Here is a 1,237-nt window from a genome sequence, read left to right on the forward strand (position 1 = left end):
TGTGTACTGGTCAAGTCCAACCGGACACTTTCTTTTTGTAATTTTCATACTCAATTGGACTCATATCATCCAGTGAGCTGTGCAGTCTGATCTTGTTGTAATACCTGATGTATTTCTCTACATCGGAGCGTATGGAATCACGTGTTAAATGCCTAACATTTAGCAACCACTCATTCTTTAAACTCCCAAAAAAACGCTCGACAACTGCATTATCAAGACACGCTTCTTTACCGCTCATTGAAGCAATAAAACCATGCTTCGTTAATAACGCCTGATAACATTTACTTGTGTACTGTGAACCTCTATCACTATGAAATATAACTCCTTTTGGTGGCTGTCTCAGATTGATAGCCATTTGTAGAGCTCGCTCTACCAACTGAACTGTCATTCGTTTACTTAAAGCCCAGCCAATAATGCGACGAGAATGTAGATCCATAACAATAGCCAAATACATCCAACCCTGAGCCGTGCGCAAATAAGTCACATCACCCGCCCACGCAACATTCGGAGCTGTTGGATTGAACTGCCTTGCCAATACATTATCTGCAACTTGATTGCTGTGTTTGCTATTGGTTGTCACCTTGTAGGCCTGCCTTTGCCTTACGACAAGCCCTAACTTTTTCATCAAACGGCGCACTTTAAAACGCCCAATTTTAAAGCCTTCCTTACGAAGCTGTTTCATCATTTGACGAGAGCCCAGGCTTTGCCTGCTCTCTTTAAACAACACCTTTATACGGCGGAAAAGGCGAAGCGTCTGTGCATCTATCACTTGTGCTGGACGCTTGCACCAATCGTAGTAGGCACTGGAACTGACTCCCATAACCCGGCAAAGTATAAGCGTTGGATACTCGTCAGATTGAACCTGGATGAACTGATATTTTACTTCATTTCTTTCGCAAAGAAGGCACTGGCCTTTTTTAAAATATCTTTTTCCATTCTCAGTTGTTTTACTTCTTTGCGAAGTGCTAAAAGTTCATCTCGTTCGGAGTTAACCAGCTTGTTTCCAGCCTGCTCTTGCTCTATATGTTCCTTCCACTTGTAAAGCAAGCTGGTGCTAACACCTACTGCTTCTGCGGCCTGAGCTACTGTATAACCTTGTTCACTGACTAAGGCGACAGCCTCTTCCTTAAATTCTTTAGGATATGTTTTGTATTGTCGTTTTTGCTTTGTCATGGATACCTCGATATTTGACGTTATTGTCTCTTATCCATGTGTCCGGATCTATTAAACCACTACA

Annotated in this window: 1 protein-coding gene; it reads right to left on the bottom strand. The window is 42.3% G+C overall.

Annotated features, from left to right (window positions below):
- Nucleotides 1–10 precede the first annotated feature (10 nt).
- A protein-coding gene (locus L1285_RS23480; protein WP_235414549.1) for an IS3 family transposase occupies nt 11–1,173 on the bottom strand; the annotation gives its coding sequence in 2 pieces (ribosomal slippage) (nt 11–921 and nt 921–1,173; 1,164 coding nt in all).
- Nucleotides 1,174–1,237: the final 64 nt, after the last annotated feature.

It is taken from the genome of Pseudoalteromonas sp. DL2-H2.2 (genome assembly GCF_021532535.1).
GTDB lineage: Bacteria > Pseudomonadota > Gammaproteobacteria > Enterobacterales > Alteromonadaceae > Pseudoalteromonas > Pseudoalteromonas rubra_A.